Origin of the sequence: Streptomyces sp. NPDC001922, assembly GCF_042891165.1 — a bacterium.
GTDB lineage: Bacteria > Actinomycetota > Actinomycetes > Streptomycetales > Streptomycetaceae > Streptomyces.
Genome location: NZ_JBIASV010000006.1, coordinates 1 through 16,613, shown reverse-complemented (window position 1 = coordinate 16,613; position 16,613 = coordinate 1). Strand labels below are relative to the sequence as shown.

Genomic DNA, 16,613 nt, shown 5'->3' with positions numbered 1-16,613 from the left:
GCCGCAGCCGCAGCCGCAGCCGCAGCCGCAGCCGCAGCCGCAGCCGCAGCCGCAGCCGCAGCCGCAGCCGCAGCCGCAGCCGCAGCCGCAGCCGCACATCACGCGCCGGCGCCCGCCCCCGCGCGCTCGCCGCCCCTTACGCCGTCCCGTCAACTGACGCCCCCCACACCCGAACCGTTGACGTCCGGCCCGTCCGCCACCTCCGGCGGCGGCCCCAGTGAAAGGCACAACGTTCTCGTGTCCCAGCAGCCCTCCTACGGGCCGAGCCCGGATCAGCGCCCGCCGCAGATCTGGGACACCGGCCTCCGCCCCCCTCGACCGCCCTCGGAGGCACCGGGATTCGGCCCTCCGCCCCCGGCGTTCGGCCCCCCGGCCGACGGGCCCGGACTGCCCGGCGACGGCGGCGGACCGCCCCGCGGCGGGGGCGCCGGCACCCGCCGCACGGCACTGATCATCACCCTTGCCCTGGTCCTCGTCGCGGGCCTCGGCACGGCCGGCTGGCTGCTGATGGCCGGAGGCGAGGACCGGCCGGAGGGTGCGCCGCTCCCCAAGCACCGGACCGCCTCCCGGATCGCCTGGGAGGAACCGGTACCGACGCTCGAGGACAGCGTGCAGCCGACGTCCGGCACCTGGTTCACCGACCGGTACGTGGCGAAGGCCCTGCCGAACAAGGTGGTCGCCTATGACCTCGCATCGGGCGACCGGGCATGGACGGTGCCGCTGGACGGTGTGGTGTGCGCGACCTCCACCGAGGCGGTCGCCGGGCGGGCCGCGGTCCAGCACGGCGAGGGCTGCCGGAAGCTCACCGTCATCGACCTCGAGAAGAAGCGCGAGCTCTGGACGGACGAACTGCACGACCCCACCGATCCGGAGAACTTCATGGAGGGCGAGCTGGCGCTCAGCGAGAAACTCGTCGTCCTGACGTCGGGCAGTGGATCGGCCGCCTACCGGATCGACAACAAGAAGAAGGTCTACCGGGACAACGGCTATGTCGAGGATTGCTCCCTGTCCGCCGCCGCCGGCGAGGAATCCGGGAAATCGCTGCTCGTCGTCGCCTCGTGCGGCGAGGCCGGCGGCCGGCAGGTGTGGGCGCTCGACCCGGAGACGGCCCGTCGCAAGAACGTCTGGGATGTTCCGGACAACCTGGATGTCACGAATATCCTGTCGACCTCCCCGCCCGTGATCGCTCTCCAGTCGCAGCAGGCGGAATCGGTCGAGTACATCCTGCGGCTGCGCCCCGGAAACCGGAAGCCGACGAAGATATCGGTGGGTGAGAAGGGCCAGTACCTGTGCGCCAATGACTCCCCGCGCTGTTCCGACATCGTCGTCACCGACGACACGGTGTATCTCTCCGGCCCCACGCACGAGTCCTACGGCGACGGCGCGACGCTCATGAACGAGGTCGTGGCCTACGACCTCGGGACGGGCAAATCGAAGCGGCTGCTGGAACCGGACAACAAGCGGGAACTCGAACCGTTCGCGGTACTCGACGGGGATCTGATCGCCTATGAGCCGCCCACGGAGGAGAAGGGCGGTGTGCTGTTGCGCTACGACGCGGAAACGGGAAAGCGCACCGTCTACGAACGGCACCCCGACTGGTCCAGCGAACGCGAGTCGGCCATCGAGCAGGACGCCGTCCCGCTCCTGCACCGGGGAATGTTCTTCCTCGCTGCCGAGGAGATCTATTCGCGTGAGGAGGGCGAGTCGCCCAAGCCGCTGATCGCCGCTTTCCGTTGACGCGGCGCGGCCGCTGACCGGCCGGCCCCGCCCGCAGTCCACGACCGACGAGCCAAGAGTTCACGACCGACGAGAAAGAGCTCATGTCGCAGCCCTCCTACGGACCGTACAACCCGCCCTCGCCGCAGGGCTGGACCGGACCCAACCCCTACGCCCAGCAGGCCCCGCAGCACGGCGGGCAGGCCCCGCCGCCCCCCGGCTTCCCGCCGCCTGCCCCGCAGTCACCGCCGCCCGGACCACCCGGACGCCGGCCGAGACGGGGCCTCATAGCCCTGGTCGTCGGCATCGTCGTCGCTCTCGCCGGTGCCGGCGGAGGGGCCTGGCTCTACCTCGGTGAGGACAGCGGCGGCAGCCACCAGGCGAAGCCGAAGCCGAAGCCGGAGCACCCGCACAAGCTGCACAGCAGCATCGACTGGAAGGCCCCTGCCCCCAAGGGCAAGATCGTCGATTATGTGGCCTCGGACGCCCGGGGCACCTGGTTCACCGACCGGGCAGTGATCAAGCAGGAGATCAAGAACGTCAAGGCCTACGACCGCAAGAGCGGTGACGTCCTGTGGACGGTGCCCCTGCCGGGCGACATCTGCGGTGACCGGACCCCGCCCACCGGCGGGACACTCGCCCTGACCTTCAAGGCCAAGGGAGCGTGCAACCAGCTCACACTGATCGATCTCGCGACCCACCGGCGCCTGTGGACCACGCCGCTCGCGGCCGAGTACGAGGACGGCAAGGCCGTTCAGTACGTCTCCAGTGCCCGGTCCGGCGACGCTCTGGTCATCGCGGGGGAGCGCAGCGTCGAACGCCGGCGGCTCTCCGACGGCGGCAAGGACTGGAGCGTGCCCGTCCGCGACGGCTGGTTCCAGGGCAACGTCGTGGGCGGCGACCGGCTCCTCTCCACCACCTACAAGGTGCGCGGCAAGCGGACGCTCGCGCGCGAGGTGCAGGAGATCGACCCCCGGGACGGCAGCGCGAAGTGGACGTGGCCGGTGCCCAAGGGGCAGCGGGTGGCGTCCTTCGTGTCCACCTCGCCCGTCGTCATCGGCCTGGCCGAGAGCGACGAGTTCCAGGTCAACCAATTCATCACCCTCGACGGAAAGGGCGACCGGCGGTCCCGGATCTCCATCGCCAAGAAGGGCGTCCGGGACAAGGAGGGGAGGCTGGAAATGGCGTACGAGCCCTGGTGCGACATGGTCGGCTGCGACGCGGCGGTGGTCGCCGACGACACCCTCTATCTGCCCACCGAGGACATGGCCTCCGAGGATTCCGACTGGGAGTACAACAAGCTCGTCGCGTTCCGGCTGGACAACGGCCGTCCGAAGTGGTCCAAGGACGCCGGCGCGAAGCGGACGGCCCTTCCGGTGGGAATCGACGGGGACAACGTCATCGCGTACAGCACGCCCACCGGTGAATCGGGCGGAAAACTGGTCCGTTTCAACCTCGCCTCCGGAAAGAAGTCGCTCTACCAGCAGCACCCCGACAGCGAGAGCGAGGACGAACGGGACGCGTACGGCATCGGCACACCCAACGAGCTGTATCTGGACCGGGGTCAGTTCTTCATCGTCGCGGAGACGTTGACGGGGAGTGAAAAAATCTTCATTCACGCCTACGAGTAGGCGTCGCGCGGATGCTGCCCGGCGCAATCCGGGCAGGGGTACCACGCGGGCCGGCCGGGCCCGCGTGGTACAAAGAGGCCCCGCTTGATGGACATTGACGTGCGGGATTCGCGCCCGGTTCGCTCCATTCCGGTAATACATCACCGGAATTGCGGGGGAGGCCGGCCGGGCGCCGGACCCGCGTGAAGAGGTATGCGCCCATGTCGCAGCCGCCCCCTCCTCCGGAACCGTCCGGCCCGTCGGCACAGGACGGCTCCGGCGCTCCCCAGCAGCCCGGTTTCGGCCCGCCGCCCGCGCAGCCCGAGCAGACGCCACCGCAGCCGCCCGCCGCGCAGCCCGAACAGGCGCCGCAGCCGCCCGCGCAGGGTGAACAGCAGCCGCAGCAACCGCCGGCGCAGGCACCGCAACCGCCCGCCCAGCCGCCGCAGATGCCGCCGGCCCCGCCCGTCCCCCCGGCCCAGCCGCCGTCGCAGCCGCCCGCCTGGGGCGGTGCGGCGCCGGCCGGTCCGCCCGCACCGGGAGCGCAGCCCGGCCAGGCCGCGCCGCCCAACCCGTACGCGCAGCAGCAGTCCTACGCCCCGCCGGCGTACGGCCAGCACCCGCCCGCGGCCTACCCGCCGCCCGGCCAGTACCCCCCGGGCCAGTACCCGCCCCCCGGTCAGTACCCGCCGCCGGGGCAGCCGTTCGGCGCGCCCATGGGCGGCGCACCGGGCGGACCCGGCAAGCAGCGCACCGCCCTCGTCATCGGCGTCGTCGTGGCCGTGCTGCTCGCCCTCGGTGGCGGCATAGCGCTGCTGACCAGTGGTGACGGCGAGAAGCCGACCGCGAAGGGCTCCTCGGGCCAGGGATCCGGCACCGGCGACAGCGGGGACGACAGCGGCGAGGACGCCGGCGAGCGCCCCGGCGGCGACGGCCTCACCGGCGCCGGCGGCGGCAAGGGCGAGGCGAAGCTGAAGTGGCAGGAGCCGACCCCCAAGACCTCCAAGCGCGGTGTGGACGTGCCGGGCTTCTGGGTCGTCGACTCGCTCGCGGTGAAGCCCGCCCTCAAGAAGGTGACCGCGTACGGAGTCGAGGACGGCAAGGAGCGCTGGAGCGTCCCGCTCGACAAGAACGTCTGCGCCGCCCCGAGGCACGCCACCGACGACGGGAAGATCGTGGTGGCGTACGAGGGTGACAAGAAGGACGAGTGCAGCCACTTCGCCATGATCGACACCCGGAAGGGGAAGAAGGTCTGGGACAAGCCGCTGCCCAAGTCCGGCGGATTCGCCGAGGGGTTCATCGGGACCACGATGGCGCTCAGCGGCGAGGCCGTCGGCGTGACCTGGTTCGGCGGCTCCGGCATGTTCAAGGTCGGCAACGGTGAGCCCATCCCGACCCCGAAGAAGAAGCTGGGCTGCACGGTCGACGGCTACGCCGGCGGCAAGGCGATGCTGCGGGCGACGATGTGCCAGGACCACGCGGTGCTGGAGAAGCTGGACACCTCCACCGGCAAGTCCCGCTGGTCCATGAAGACCAAGAACGAGATGCAGGTCAACAAGATCTACTCGACGGACCCCGCGGTCGTGTCCCTCATCGACGAGGACCGCAAGTCCGGAGGCATCTGGGCGGTCGAGGGCGGTGACGTGCGCTCGCAGATCGACCTCGGCAAGGACACCTACACGCCGAGCTGCGGCATGAGCATCATCGCCAAGGACCTCGGCAGCTGCCAGGGCGTCGTCGCGGACGCCGACACGCTCTACCTCCCGACCGAGGCGAAGCGCAGCGGCGGGGACACCATCGGCCGCACCAACGAGATCCACGCCTTCGACCTCGACTCCGGCAAGCGCAAGTGGACCTCGCCCGCGGGCGAGGAACGCACGATGGCGCCGCTGGTGATGCAGGGCAAGAACCTCGTCGCCTACCGGGAGCCGGGCTTCGACACCCCCGGTGAGCTGCTGACCATCCCCGCCGGAGGGGGCAAGCAGAAGAGCCTGTTCCGCACCCCGCAGGCGACCGCCGGCGTCGAGCGGAGCTTCTTCAGCTCCATCAAGAGCTACGAGGGAGGCCGGTTCTACATCGCTTCCGACCGGGTGAACGACACCGAGGGCGGGGAGAAGCTGATCCTCGCCTTCGGGAAGTAGCCGTCCCACCGGCCACTCGCGCCGGGCCCGGCCCGCTCCGGAACGCTCACGCGACCGGAACGCCCGGGCCCGCGCCCGGCCCCGGAAAGCCCCCGGTTCCGGAACGCCCCCCGGCCCCGGGGCGCGGCCCGATCCCACCTCCGCCGCCCCGCCGCCTCACGCCGGCGGGGCGGCGGCCGTGTCCGGCCAGCCCGGACCGCCGCCGGACCCCGAGACGTCAAGCCGCCGCCCGGGAGCCACGTGACCAGGACGGGTGGATCTCCCTCCCCCGGCCGCCCGCTGCCTCCGGGATCCCGTCCCCCCCTCAGCCGCCCCCTCCGCCCGAGCGCCGAGCATCATCGGCGGACTGGTACTGTGGGTGACGGCCGTTTGTGTACGCGCCCCCGGAGTATCTGGAGGCAGCGCCCAGCGGACCCCGCCTCCCGAGTCACGGAAGCTCCCCTGTGTGACAGACCAGGGGCACTCGGCGGCCGAAACGAACCAAGAGGAGTACCGCGTGTCGCTCGACGCCGCTACGAAGAAGCAGATCATGTCCGAGTTCGCCACCAAGGAGGGTGACACCGGCTCCCCCGAGGTCCAGGTCGCGCTGCTCTCCCGCCGCATCACGGACCTGACCGAGCACCTCAAGACCCACAAGCACGACCACCACTCCCGCCGTGGTCTGCTGCTGCTGGTCGGCCAGCGCCGCCGCCTGCTGCAGTACCTGGCGAAGAAGGACATCACGCGCTTCCGTGCGCTGGTCGAGCGCCTCGGCATCCGCCGCGGTGCTGCGGGCGCCAAGTAAGACGCCGTGAAGGGGGCGGTTCCCGGGTCAGGGGGCCGCTCCCTTCGCCGTATGCGGACGCATGCGCGACCGCACGGCAGCACGAACCGGACGCAACAGCGCTTCCAGCCGTCGTGACGACGGCCGAAGCTTTGTAGTCTGGTCGCACAACGCAATACAGAACAGCACAGTGCATTCATGAGGGGGAGCGCCTTCCCGCCGCAGCTCGACGCCGCAGGCGCCGGTCCTCGGTAGTGGCCGCCGGAACAAGCAATTCCGGAGGCTTCGATCGAAGACCGGCCCGGCCGACCGGAGTGAGCGGTCCCAGGCGCTCCGCCGCTACCGTCCCCGCCGGACGGGCGAGGGACGCAGACGAGGAGATTTTCCTGGTGGAGAACGAGACCCACTACACCGAGGCCGTCATCGACAACGGTTCCTTCGGTACCCGCACCATCCGCTTCGAGACGGGCCGCCTGGCCCGTCAGGCCGCCGGTTCCGCCGTGGCCTACCTGGACGACGACACCATGGTGCTGTCGGCCACCTCCGCTTCCAAGAACCCCAAGGACCAGCTCGACTTCTTCCCGCTGACGGTGGACGTCGAGGAGCGGATGTACGCCGCCGGGCGCATCCCCGGTTCCTTCTTCCGCCGTGAGGGCCGGCCCTCCGAGGACGCCGTCCTCACCTGCCGCCTGATCGACCGCCCGCTGCGCCCGTCCTTCAAGAAGGGCCTGCGCAACGAGATCCAGGTCGTCGCCACGATCATGGCGCTCAACCCCGAGCACCTGTACGACGTGGTCGCGATCAACGCCGCCTCGGCTTCCACGCAGCTCGCCGGCCTGCCGTTCTCCGGCCCGATCGGCGGCGTCCGCGTCGCGCTGATCCGCGGCCAGTGGGTCGCCTTCCCGACCCACACCGAGCTGGAGGAGGCCGTGTTCGACATGGTCGTCGCCGGCCGGGTCCTCGAGGACGGCGATGTCGCGATCATGATGGTCGAGGCCGAGGCCACGACCAAGACGATCAAGCTCGTCGAGGGCGGCGCCGAGGCGCCGACCGAGGAGGTCGTCGCCGCCGGTCTGGAGGCCGCCAAGCCCTTCATCAAGGTGCTGTGCCGCGCCCAGTCCGACCTCGCCGCCAAGGCCGCCAAGCCGACCGCCGAGTTCCCGATCTTCCTGGACTACGAGGACGACGTCCTCCAGGCGCTCGACCAGGCCGTCCGTGACGAGCTCGCGCAGGCGCTGACCATCGCCGGCAAGCAGGCCCGTGAGGCCGAGCTCGACCGCGTCAAGGGCATCGCCGTCGACAAGCTGCTGCCGCAGTTCGAGGGCCGCGAGAAGGAGATCTCGGGTGCCTACCGCGCGCTGACCAAGAAGCTGGTCCGCGAGCGCGTCATCAAGGACAAGGTCCGCATCGACGGCCGTGGCGTCACCGACATCCGCACCCTGGCCGCCGAGGTCGAGGCGATCCCGCGGGTGCACGGCTCGGCCCTGTTCGAGCGCGGCGAGACCCAGATCCTGGGTGTCACCACGCTGAACATGCTCCGCATGGAGCAGCAGCTGGACACGCTCTCCCCGGAGACGCGCCGCCGCTACATGCACAACTACAACTTCCCGCCGTACTCCGTCGGCGAGACCGGCCGCGTCGGTTCGCCGAAGCGCCGCGAGATCGGCCACGGCGCGCTGGCCGAGCGGGCGATCCTGCCCGTGCTGCCGACGCGCGAGGAGTTCCCGTACGCCATCCGCCAGGTCTCCGAGGCGCTCGGCTCCAACGGCTCGACCTCCATGGGCTCGGTCTGCGCCTCCACCATGTCGCTGCTGAACGCCGGTGTGCCGCTGAAGGCCGCCGTCGCCGGTATCGCCATGGGCCTGATCTCCCAGGAGATCGACGGCGAGACGCACTACGTCGCGCTGACCGACATCCTCGGCGCCGAGGACGCGTTCGGCGACATGGACTTCAAGGTCGCCGGCACCAAGCAGTTCGTCACCGCGCTGCAGCTGGACACCAAGCTGGACGGCATTCCGGCGTCCGTGCTGGCCGCGGCCCTCAAGCAGGCCCGCGACGCCCGGCTGCACATCCTCGACGTGATGAACGAGGCCATCGACGTTCCGGACGAGATGTCCCCGAACGCCCCGCGGATCATCACCATCAAGATCCCGGTGGACAAGATCGGTGAGGTCATCGGCCCCAAGGGCAAGATGATCAACCAGATCCAGGAGGACACCGGCGCCGACATCACCATCGAGGACGACGGCACCATCTACATCGGTGCCGCCGACGGCCCGGCCGCGGAGGCCGCCCGCACGACCATCAACGGCATCGCCAACCCGACGATGCCCGAGGTCGGCGAGCGCTACCTGGGCACGGTCGTGAAGACCACCACCTTCGGTGCCTTCGTCTCGCTGATGCCCGGCAAGGACGGCCTGCTGCACATCTCGCAGATCCGCAAGCTCGCCGGCGGCAAGCGCGTGGAGAACGTCGAGGACGTGCTCGCGGTGGGTGCCAAGGTCCAGGTCGAGATCGCCGAGATCGACCAGCGCGGCAAGCTGTCGCTGCACCCGGTCATCGAGGGCGAGGACGACAACGCCGAGGCCGAGTCGAAGGACGACGCCGCCAAGTGACGTCGCGTACGCAGCCGACGACGGCCCGCACCTCCTCGGAGGGGCGGGCCGTCGCCCGTACCCAAACGCTCCTCAAGGGTGAGAACGGCATCGGCACGGTGCGCCGGACCACCCTCCCCGGCGGCCTCCGCGTCGTCACCGAGACCCTGCCGTCGGTGCGCTCCGCCACCTTCGGCATCTGGGCGCACGTGGGCTCGCGCGACGAGTCCCCGTCGCTGGGCGGCGCCACCCACTACCTGGAGCACCTGCTCTTCAAGGGCACCGCCCAGCGCAGCGCCCTCGACATCTCCGCCGCGATCGACGCGGTCGGCGGCGAGATGAACGCCTTCACGGCGAAGGAGTACACCTGCTACTACGCGCGGGTGCTCGACACCGACCTGCCGCTCGCCATCGACGTGGTGTGCGACATGCTCACCGGTTCGCTGATCGAGGCCGAGGACGTGGACGCCGAGCGCGGCGTCATCCTCGAGGAGATCGCGATGACCGAGGACGACCCGGGCGACGTGGTGCACGACCTGTTCGCGCACACCATGTTCGGCGACACCCCGCTCGGCCGCCCGGTGCTCGGCACGGTCGACACGGTGAACGGCCTCGACCGCGACCGGATCGCCCGCTTCTTCAAGAAGCACTACGACCCCACCCATCTGATCGTCGCCGCGGCCGGCAATGTGGACCACGCCACGGTCGTCCGCCAGGTGCGCACCGCCTTCGAACGGGCCGGTGCGCTGGGCGACCCGGACGCCGTCCCGGCCCCGCCCCGCAGCGGCGAGCGCCGGATCCGCGCGGCCGGACGGGTCGAGACGATCGGCCGGAAGACCGAGCAGGCGCACATCGTCCTGGGCATGCCCGGCATCGCCCGCACCGACGACCGGCGCTGGGCGCTCGGCGTGCTCAACACGGCGCTCGGCGGCGGCATGAGCTCCCGGCTGTTCCAGGAGATCCGGGAGAAGCGCGGGCTGGCCTACTCCGTGTACTCCTACACCTCGGGCTTCGCCGACTGCGGCCTCTTCGGCGTGTACGCCGGCTGCCGTCCCAACCAGGTCGACGACGTGCTCAAGATCTGCCGCGACGAGCTGGACCAGGTCGCGCAGCACGGTCTCAGCGACGACGAGCTGCGGCGGGCCGTCGGCCAGCTCTCCGGCTCCACGGTGCTCGGGCTGGAGGACACCGGCGCGCTGATGAACCGCATCGGCAAGAGCGAGCTGTGCTGGGGCGAGCAGATGTCGGTCGACGAGATGCTCCGGCGGATCGCCGCCGTCACCCCGGACGACGTGCGGTCGGTGGCCCGCGATGTACTGGGACAGCGGCCCTCGCTGTCCGTCATCGGCCCGTTGAAGGACAAGCAGGCGGCTCGTCTGCACGACACGGTGGCCTGACCACCGCGCCGGAGGGCCCGGGCCGGTTGTCGAGCAGCACCACAGGAAGTGAGGGAGACCCACATGAGCAGCAAGCTCCGCGTGGCGGTCATCGGCGCCAAGGGGCGCATCGGCTCCGAGGCCGTGCGGGCCGTGGAAGCGGCCGAGGACATGGAGCTGGTGGCCGCGCTCGGCCGGGGCGACAAACTGGAGACGCTGGTCGAGGCCGGCGCCCAGGTCGCCGTCGAGCTCACCGACCCCGGCTCGGTGATGGGCAACCTCGACTTCTGCGTGCGGCACGGCATCCACGGGGTCGTCGGCACGACCGGCTGGACCGAGGAGCGGCTCGCCCAGCTCCGCGCCTCGCTCGACGCCTCCCCGGAGACCGGTGTGCTGATCGCGCCGAACTTCTCCATCGGCGCGGTGCTCACCATGCGGTTCGCGCAGCAGGCGGCCCGCTACTTCGAGTCCGTCGAGGTCGTCGAGCTCCACCACCCGAACAAGGCGGACGCCCCCTCCGGCACCGCGACCCGGACCGCCCAGCTGATCGCCGAGGCCCGGCGGGAGGCCGGCTGCGCACCGCAGCCCGACGCCACGGTCACCGCGCTGGAGGGTGCCCGAGGCGCGGACGTGGACGGGGTGCCGGTGCACGCCGTACGGCTCCGCGGCCTCCTCGCCCACCAGGAGGTCCTCCTCGGTGACACCGGCGAGACCCTCACCCTGCGGCACGACTCGCTGCACCACAGCTGCTTCATGCCGGGCATCCTGCTCGGTGTGCGCCGCGTGGTCTCCACCCCCGGGCTGACGTTCGGCCTGGAGCACTTCCTGGACCTGGACTGAATCCGTGCGCGCCAAGATCACGTACTTCCTGACGGCGGCCGTCCTGGTCGTGTACTTCGTCCTGGCCGGCCACCGCGGGGTGCTGCTCATCGAGCAGGGCACCGCGCTGACGGTCGCCTTCGGGATCTCCGTGCTGGTGCTGCCGCTGATCGGCCTCTGGTTCCTGTGGCAGACGACGCGGTTCGCGCGCAGCGCGGACCGGCTCGCCGCCGAGCTGGAGGCCGAGGGCGGGCTGCCCGTCGACGAGCTCGTGCGGACGCCGAGCGGCCGGATCGACCGGGACTCCGCGGACGCGGTGTTCGCCCGGCGGCGGGCCGAGGCCGAGGAGACGCCCGACGACTGGCGGGCCTGGTTCCGGCTGGCGGTCGCCTATCACGATGCCCGGGACACTCCGCGGGCCCGGAAGGCCATGCAGCGGGCGATCGCCCTGCACGACCACAAGCCGGTACGCGCCTGATCCGCCGTACACGAGGCAGCCGTACACGAGGTACGTGATTCCTCCGCGCGCCGGAGGCCCGGTCCCGCCCGCTGCCGGCCGGTCACCGTCACGCGCGGCCCGGCTGCCCCGCCCCGCGGGTCACTGCCGGTGGTCGGTGGCCCAGCTCTCCACGGCCTCCGCCGCGGTGTCGAAGGCGTCCGTGCGGCCCAGGAAGTCGGCGCTGTGGTCCGTCAGCAGCACAGGCAGCGGCTCGCCCGCCGTGCGCACGGCCAGCAGCGCCTGCCCCTGAACGGTACGGGGCAGGCCCAGCCAGTTCACCGGCTGCTGCACGGTCCGCACGGCGGAGACCTCGGCCCACCGCAGGGTCGTGGTGGTCCAGAAACCCACGCGCCGCAGCCCCTGGGGGCTGACCCAGACGCCCGTGCGCAGCAGCCGCAGCGCCGCCGCGATCACCGCGGCCGCACCGCTCGCGCAGGCGGCCGCGCCCGCCGGCGCACCGGCGAAAGCAACGATCATGGTGGCGAGCAGCAGATACGAAGCGAGCAGCAGCGCGAGCGCCGCTGCCCCGACCCGCCAGGGGCCGGGGCGGTACGGACGGCGCCAGCGGTCCGGATCGCCGTACGGCAGCATGACCTCGTCGTCGACCTCGTCGAGAGCACGGTCGGCTGTCAGAAAGGTCAGGGGCACGGCGATTCCTTAGTTCATACGCACGCTCGAAGGCTGTGCCCGGTGACATTAGCGATGCGGCAGGAACGCGACCACCCCGGGTCGCGTCCGGCTCACGGGTTCTGGGCGCTCTCGGACTGGGAGGCCTTACTGGTGGTGGAGGCGCCGTTGCCCAGCGCGGGCACGCCGAACAGCAGTGCGCCCACGAGCCCGGCGACCACCGTCAGTCCGACGAGGGACCTCCCGGCGATCTCGGAGCGGCTCGCGGACTGGCGCGGGGGCGGTTCTACGTTGCTGCGGAAGCGGTCTGCCTCGGCGATGAAGGCGAATGGCACAGGCTCTCGCCGGCGGAACATGAAGAGCTCTCCTCGGAACATCTCGGTGGGACCGGTCTCACTGGTTCAGACGTACGAACCCCTGACTTGGTGCCGCCTTTCCGAGAGGTTCTGTGAAAAACATCAACCGCTCCGCCGGGCACCGGCACGGGCCCGCAGCCGTCCGGCGGTCCGCCGCCCGGCGGTGTCGGTGCCGGGCCGTAAGCTGGGCGCCGCCCCAGCAGCGATGCACCGCGCATGCACAACCGGAAGGACCCCCGTTGGTGAGCGACACCCCCGCCGAGAACGCCAAGCCCAGTTTCCGCAGCGATGTGACCGTCGAGCTGGTCAAGCACAGCGCCGCGGACTCCGACGTGCTGTGGGCAGCCCGGGTCTCGACAGCCGGGGAGCAGTCCCTCGACGAGCTGTCGAAGGACCCGGAGCGCTCCAAGGGCCTGATCAACTTCCTGATGCGCGACCGGCACGGCAGCCCGTTCGAGCACAACTCGATGACCTTCTTCATCAGCGCCCCGATCCTCGTGTTCCGCGAGTTCATGCGGCACCGGGCCGGCTGGTCGTACAACGAGGAATCGGGCCGCTACCGGGAGCTGCAGCCGGTCTTCTACGTGCCGGGCGAGGACCGCAAGCTGGTGCAGCAGGGGCGTCCGGGGAAGTACGAGTTCGTCACGGGCACCCCGGAGCAGCACGAGCTGACCGGCCGCGTCATGGAGGACGCCTACCTCCGGGCCTATGAGGCCTACCAGGAGATGCTGGCCGCGGGGGTCGCCCGCGAGGTGGCCCGTTCGGTCCTGCCGGTCGGTCTTTTCTCGTCGATGTACGCCACCTGCAACGCCCGCTCGCTGATGCACTTCCTCGGCCTGCGCACCCAGCACGAGCAGGCGAAGGTCCCCTCCTTCCCGCAGCGGGAGATCGAGATGGTCGGTGAGCGGATGGAGGCCCACTGGGCCCGGCTCATGCCGCTCACCCACGCGGCCTTCAATGCCAACGGCCGGATCGCGCCGTAGGGCAGCGTCGGGCCGTCAACCGCGAGAAGTGTCCGTATTGCGACGTTTCGCGAAGTTCATCTAGGCTGAACAAACGGACCCGGCACTGCTTGAACCCCCGAGCAGGCAGTGCCGGGATCCGCATCCCGGGTGCCCCGAGGGAGCACACGGCGGGGAGCTACGAGTAGCGTGGGACCCATGGCTCCGACCTCCACACCGCAGACCCCGTTCGGGCGGGTCCTGACCGCCATGGTCACGCCGTTCTCAGACGACGGCGAACTCGACATCGACGGCGCGCAGCGGCTCGCCGCCCATCTGGTGGACGCCGGCAACGACGGCATCGTCGTCAACGGCACCACCGGCGAGTCCCCGACCACCAGCGACGCGGAGAAAGCCCAGCTGGTACGGGCCGTGGTGGAGGCCGTCGGAGACCGCGCCCACGTCGTGGCCGGAGCCGGCACCAACGACACCCGGCACAGCGTCGAGCTGGCCCGCTCCGCCGAGAAGGCGGGAGCCCACGGCCTGCTCGCGGTGACGCCGTACTACAGCAAGCCGCCGCAGGAGGGCCTCTACCGGCACTTCAGCGCCATCGCGGACGCCACCGACCTGCCGGTCATGCTCTACGACATCCCCGGCCGCAGCGGCGTCCCGATCAACACCGAGACGATCGTCCGGCTGGCCGACCATCCGCGGATCGTCGCCAACAAGGACGCCAAGGGCGACCTCGGGCGGGCCAGCTGGGCCCTCGCCCGCAGCGGCCTCGCCTGGTACTCCGGCGACGACATGCTGAACCTCCCGCTGCTCTCCGTCGGCGCCGTCGGCTTCGTGTCCGTCGTGGGCCATGTCGTCACGCCCGAGCTGCGCGCCCTGCTGGACGCCCACCTCAACGGTGACGTCGCCAAGGCGACCGAGATCCACCAGAAGCTCCTGCCGGTCTTCACCGGCATGTTCCGTACCCAGGGCGTGATCACGACCAAGGCCGCCCTCGCCCTCCAGGGCCTGCCCGGCGGACCGCTGCGGCTGCCCCTCGTGGAGCTCTCGCCCGAGGAGACCGAGCAGCTCAAGCGCGATCTCGCCGCGGGCGGGGTACAGCTCTAGACACAGACGTCACAACTGCATACCGGCACAACTGCATACGGACACAACTGCAAGTGCACGATTGTCACGCGCGCCACGTGCCCCACGGGGCAGGTGGCGCGTGTGGTGAGGAGAGTCTTTTGAGTCATCCGCACCCCGAACTGGGCGCTCCGCCGAAGCTTCCCCGGGGCGGCCTGCGCGTCACGCCGCTCGGCGGCCTCGGCGAGATCGGCCGCAACATGACCGTCTTCGAGTACGACGGCCGCCTGCTGATCGTCGACTGCGGAGTGCTCTTCCCCGAGGAGGAGCAGCCCGGAGTCGACCTGATCCTGCCGGACTTCAGCACCCTCCGGGACCGTCTCGACGACATCGACGGCATCGTGCTCACCCATGGGCACGAGGACCACATCGGCGGCGTCCCCTTCCTGCTCCGCGAGAAGCCGGACATCCCGCTGATCGGCTCCAAGCTGACCCTCGCGCTGATCGAGGCCAAGCTCCAGGAGCACCGGATCCGGCCGTACACCCTCGAGGTCAAGGAGGGACACCGCGAGCGCGTCGGTCCCTTCGACTGCGAGTTCGTCTCGGTCAACCACTCCATCCCGGACGCTCTGGCCGTGGCCATCCGTACCCCCGCGGGCATGGTGGTCCACACCGGCGACTTCAAGATGGACCAGCTGCCGCTCGACGGCCGCCTCACCGACCTGCCCGCGTTCGCGAGGCTCGGCGAGGAGGGCATCGACCTGCTCCTGAGCGACTCGACGAACGCCGAGGTCCCGGGCTTCGTACCGCCCGAGCGCGACATCTCGAACGTGCTGCGCACCGTCTTCGGCAGTGCTCAGCGCCGCATCATCGTGGCCAGCTTCGCCAGCCATGTGCACCGCATCCAGCAGATCCTGGACGCGGCCCACGAGTACGGCCGCCGGGTCGCCTTCGTCGGACGCTCGATGGTCCGCAACATGGGCATCGCCCGTGACCTGGGCTACCTGCGTGTCCCGCCGGGCCTGGTCGTCGACGTGAAGGCGCTCGACGACCTCCCGGAGGACGAGGTCGTGCTGGTCTGCACGGGTTCCCAGGGCGAGCCGATGGCCGCGCTGTCCCGGATGGCCAACCGCGACCACCAGATCCGCATCGTCCAGGGCGACACGGTGATCCTGGCGTCGTCGCTCATCCCGGGCAACGAGAACGCGGTCTACCGCGTGATCAACGGCCTGACCCGCTGGGGCGCGAACGTCGTCCACAAGGGCAACGCCAAGGTCCATGTCTCCGGCCACGCCTCCGCGGGCGAGCTGCTGTACTTCTACAACATCTGCAAGCCGCGCAACCTCATGCCGGTGCACGGTGAGTGGCGCCACCTGCGGGCCAACGCCGAGCTCGGCGCACTGACCGGTGTCCCGAAGGACCGGGTGGTCATCGCTGAGGACGGTGTCGTGGTCGACCTGGTCGACGGCATCGCCAAGATCGTCGGCAAGGTGCAGGCGGGGTACGTCTACGTCGACGGGCTCTCGGTCGGCGATGTCACCGAGGCCTCGCTCAAGGACCGCCGGATCCTCGGCGACGAGGGCATCGTCTCGGTCTTCGTGGTGGTGGACAGCACCACCGGCAAGATCGTCGGCGGCCCGAATATCAATGCCCGCGGTTCCGGTATCGAGGACGCCGCATTCGGCGCGGTCCTGCCGAAGATCGGGGAAGCGTTCGACAAGGCGGCCCAGGACGGCGTCGCCGAACCGCACCAGCTGCAGCAGCTCGTGCGCCGCACGCTGGGCAAGTGGGTGTCCGACACCTACCGCCGGCGTCCGATGATCCTCCCTGTGGTCGTAGAGGTCTGACGCCGCATCAGCCGTATGGACGGCCGCGCCGGAGCCGATTTGCTTCCGGGCGCGGCCGTCCAGTACGTTTACGGCTCCGCCTGAACGAGGAACCCCGGAACACTTCTGTGTCCGGACCTTCTCCGGGAAGGTGGAAATCCGACCCGGAGGAATCTGATAAAGTCGGAGCAGCCGAAAGGCAAAAGGCCCCCAACGGCCACTGGATTCGAAACTCGGACCGGAAACGGAACGAAAAAGAGTCTGGTAA

Annotated in this window: 13 protein-coding genes; 11 read left to right on the top strand and 2 right to left on the bottom strand. The window is 70.5% G+C overall.

Going from position 1 to position 16,613, the window contains the following annotated elements:
• The first annotated feature begins 237 nt into the window (after positions 1–237).
• The 8 genes from ACFYYR_RS12005 to ACFYYR_RS11970 all read left to right on the top strand — a co-directional run bounded on the left by ACFYYR_RS12005 (position 238) and on the right by ACFYYR_RS11970 (position 11,497).
• Positions 238–1,737 carry a PQQ-binding-like beta-propeller repeat protein gene (locus ACFYYR_RS12005; protein WP_388850410.1) on the top strand — a complete coding sequence of 500 codons (1,500 nt, stop codon included), beginning with the start codon at positions 238–240 and terminating at the stop codon, positions 1,735–1,737.
• A gap of 83 nt (positions 1,738–1,820) precedes the next feature.
• A complete protein-coding gene (locus tag ACFYYR_RS12000) occupies positions 1,821–3,347 on the top strand; it encodes a PQQ-binding-like beta-propeller repeat protein (protein ID WP_388850407.1) in 1,527 nt (508 codons plus the stop codon).
• A 200-nt stretch (positions 3,348–3,547) separates the two neighbouring features.
• Positions 3,548–5,467 carry a PQQ-binding-like beta-propeller repeat protein gene (locus ACFYYR_RS11995; RefSeq protein ID WP_388850404.1) on the top strand — a complete coding sequence of 640 codons (1,920 nt, stop codon included), beginning with the start codon at positions 3,548–3,550 and terminating at the stop codon, positions 5,465–5,467.
• Positions 5,468–5,963: 496 nt separating this feature from the next.
• Complete coding sequence (gene rpsO, locus ACFYYR_RS11990) at positions 5,964–6,251, top strand: 30S ribosomal protein S15 (protein ID WP_388850401.1); 288 nt, start codon at positions 5,964–5,966, stop codon at positions 6,249–6,251.
• A gap of 368 nt (positions 6,252–6,619) precedes the next feature.
• Positions 6,620–8,845, top strand: a complete 2,226-nt coding sequence (locus ACFYYR_RS11985; RefSeq protein WP_388850398.1) for a polyribonucleotide nucleotidyltransferase — start codon at positions 6,620–6,622, stop codon at positions 8,843–8,845.
• Entirely contained in the window at positions 8,842–10,221 is a 1,380-nt protein-coding gene (locus ACFYYR_RS11980) for a M16 family metallopeptidase (RefSeq protein WP_388850395.1), read from the top strand. Before ACFYYR_RS11985 ends, ACFYYR_RS11980 begins: the two co-directional genes overlap by 4 nt.
• 63 nt (positions 10,222–10,284) lie before the next feature.
• Complete coding sequence (dapB, locus tag ACFYYR_RS11975; RefSeq protein ID WP_388850392.1) at positions 10,285–11,040, top strand: 4-hydroxy-tetrahydrodipicolinate reductase; 756 nt, start codon at positions 10,285–10,287, stop codon at positions 11,038–11,040.
• Positions 11,041–11,044: 4 nt separating this feature from the next.
• Positions 11,045–11,497, top strand: a complete 453-nt coding sequence (locus ACFYYR_RS11970) for a hypothetical protein (RefSeq protein WP_388850389.1) — start codon at positions 11,045–11,047, stop codon at positions 11,495–11,497.
• A gap of 120 nt (positions 11,498–11,617) precedes the next feature.
• On the opposite strand, the gene ACFYYR_RS11965 is transcribed toward ACFYYR_RS11970, so the two are convergent.
• The gene (locus ACFYYR_RS11965; protein ID WP_388850386.1) at positions 11,618–12,166 is read right to left on the bottom strand and encodes a hypothetical protein; all 549 of its coding nucleotides are present in this window, start codon (positions 12,164–12,166) and stop codon (positions 11,618–11,620) included.
• Positions 12,167–12,258: 92 nt separating this feature from the next.
• Positions 12,259–12,501, bottom strand: coding sequence for a hypothetical protein (locus ACFYYR_RS11960; protein ID WP_351515205.1), 243 nt, complete (start codon positions 12,499–12,501; stop codon positions 12,259–12,261).
• 242 nt (positions 12,502–12,743) lie between these two features.
• On the opposite strand from ACFYYR_RS11960, the gene thyX reads away from it, so the two are divergent.
• The 3 genes from thyX (at position 12,744) to ACFYYR_RS11945 (ending at position 16,366) form a co-directional block, all read left to right on the top strand.
• Positions 12,744–13,484, top strand: a complete 741-nt coding sequence (gene thyX / locus ACFYYR_RS11955) for an FAD-dependent thymidylate synthase (RefSeq protein WP_388850382.1) — start codon at positions 12,744–12,746, stop codon at positions 13,482–13,484.
• A gap of 177 nt (positions 13,485–13,661) precedes the next feature.
• A complete protein-coding gene (gene dapA, locus ACFYYR_RS11950; protein WP_388850379.1) occupies positions 13,662–14,561 on the top strand; it encodes a 4-hydroxy-tetrahydrodipicolinate synthase in 900 nt (299 codons plus the stop codon).
• Positions 14,562–14,680: 119 nt separating this feature from the next.
• Positions 14,681–16,366, top strand: a complete 1,686-nt coding sequence (locus ACFYYR_RS11945; RefSeq protein ID WP_388850376.1) for a ribonuclease J — start codon at positions 14,681–14,683, stop codon at positions 16,364–16,366.
• Positions 16,367–16,613: the final 247 nt, after the last annotated feature.